This window comes from Brevibacillus sp. AF8 (assembly GCF_021270385.1).
Lineage (GTDB): Bacteria > Bacillota > Bacilli > Brevibacillales > Brevibacillaceae > Brevibacillus.
The window spans coordinates 1-2,283 of the sequence record NZ_JAGQDN010000045.1 but is presented as its reverse complement, the minus strand read 5'-3'; the positions used below and the strand labels follow the sequence as shown (position 1 = coordinate 2,283).

The 2,283-nt window shown below is 50.6% G+C and carries 1 protein-coding gene; it reads left to right on the top strand.

Going from position 1 to position 2,283, the window contains the following annotated elements:
* The coding region (locus tag KB186_RS28185) for an Ig-like domain-containing protein (protein WP_232774854.1) at window positions 1-2,283 on the top strand (2,283 nt) is incomplete at both ends.

Genomic DNA, 2,283 nt, shown 5'->3' with positions numbered 1-2,283 from the left:
GTATGAGAGCAGTAACCCAGCGGTAGCAACGGTAGATGCAGCAGGTGTGATCACAGCGGTATCGGTAGGGACAGCGAACATCACAGTCAGCTACTATAACCAAACGATCACAGTTCCTGTAGAAGTCAGGGAGACAGATGTGAAAGCGAATCGCTTGTCTGCCGGCGGAGCACATACATTGATGGTGAAAGAAGACGGAAGTGTATGGGCATGGGGTCAAAATGAGAAGGGTCAGCTAGGAGATGGAACGGTACAAAATCGGACGACGCCAATAGAAAGTATGCTGGTGATCTCTGCTCAGCAACTGGTAGCGAGTCCAGGTACGGTGTTGCTGCCGACGTCCCAAAGCAAGCCATTACAAATCACGGCGACCTATCCAAATAACAGCACCCAAGATGTCACGACGCAGTCGATGTATGAGAGCAGTAACACAGCGGTAGCAACGGTAGATGCAGCAGGAGTGATCACAGCGGTATCGGTAGGGACAGCGAACATCACAGTCAGCTACTATAACCAAACGATCACAGTTCCTGTAGAAGTCAGGGAGACAGATGTGAAAGCGAATCGCTTGTCTGCCGGCGGAGCACATACATTGATGGTGAAAGAAGACGGAAGTGTATGGGCATGGGGTCAAAATGAGAAGGGTCAGCTAGGAGATGGAACGGTACAAAATCGGACGACGCCAATAGAAAGTATGCTGGTGATCTCTGCTCAGCAACTGGTAGCGAGTCCAGGTACGGTGTTGCTGCCGACGTCCCAAAGCAAGCCATTACAAATCACGGCGACCTATCCAAATAACAGCACCCAAGATGTCACGACGCAGTCGATGTATGAGAGCAGTAACACAGCGGTAGCAACGGTAGATGCAGCAGGAGTGATCACAGCGGTATCGGTAGGGACAGCGAACATCACAGTCAGCTACTATAACAAAACAATCACGGTCCCTGTGGAAGTCAGGGAGACAGAAGTCAAAGCCAATCGCTTATCCGCAGGTGGAGCACATACGTTGATGGTGAAAGAAGACGGAAGTGTATGGGCATGGGGTCAAAATGAGAAGGGTCAGCTAGGAGATGGAACGGTACAAAATCGGACGACGCCAATAGAAAGTATGCTGGTGATCTCTGCTCAGCAACTGGTAGCGAGTCCAGGTACGGTGTTGCTGCCGACGTCCCAAAGCAAGCCATTACAAATCACGGCGACCTATCCAAATAACAGCACCCAAGATGTCACGACGCAGTCGACGTATGAGAGCAGTAACCCAGCGGTAGCATCGGTAGATGCAGCAGGTGTGATTACAGCGGTATCGGTAGGGACAGCGAACATCACAGTCAGCTACTATAACAAAACAATCACGGTCCCTGTGGAAGTCAGGGAGACAGAAGTCAAAGCCAATCGCTTATCCGCAGGTGGAGCACATACGTTGATGGTGAAAGAAGACGGAAGTGTATGGGCATGGGGTCAAAATGAGAAGGGTCAGCTAGGAGATGGAACGGTACAAAATCGGACGACGCCAATAGAAAGTATGCTGGTGATCTCTGCTCAGCAACTGGTAGCGAGTCCAGGTACGGTGTTGCTGCCGACGTCCCAAAGCAAGCCGTTGCAAATCACGGCGACCTATGCAAATAACAGTACCCAAGATGTCACGACGCAGTCGACGTATGAGAGCAGTAACCCAGCGGTAGCATCGGTAGATGCAGCAGGTGTGATTACAGCGGTATCGGTAGGGACAGCGAACATCACAGTCAGCTACTATAACAAAACAATCACGGTCCCTGTGGAAGTCAGGGAGACAGAAGTCAAAGCCAATCGCTTATCCGCAGGTGGAGCACATACGTTGATGGTGAAAGAAGACGGAAGTGTATGGGCGTGGGGTCAAAATGAGAAAGGGCAGCTAGGAGATGGAACAGTACAGAATCGGACGACGCCAATAGAAAGTATGCTGGTCATCTCTGCGAAGGAACTGGTAGCGAGTCCAAGTACGGTGTTGCTGCCGACGTCCCAAAGCAAGCCATTACAAATTACGGCGACCTATCCAAATAACAGCACCCAAGATGTCACAACGCAGTCGAGGTATGAGAGTAGTAACCCAACAGTTGCAACGGTAGATGCAACAGGTGTAATCACAGCGGTATCGGTTGGGACAACGAGCATTATCGTCAGCTACTATAACAAAACAATCACGGTCCCAGTGGAAGTCAAGGAGATCGAAGTGAAAGCCAATCGCTTGACCGCAGGTGGAGCACATACGTTGATGGTGAAAGAAGACGGAAGTGTATGGGCATG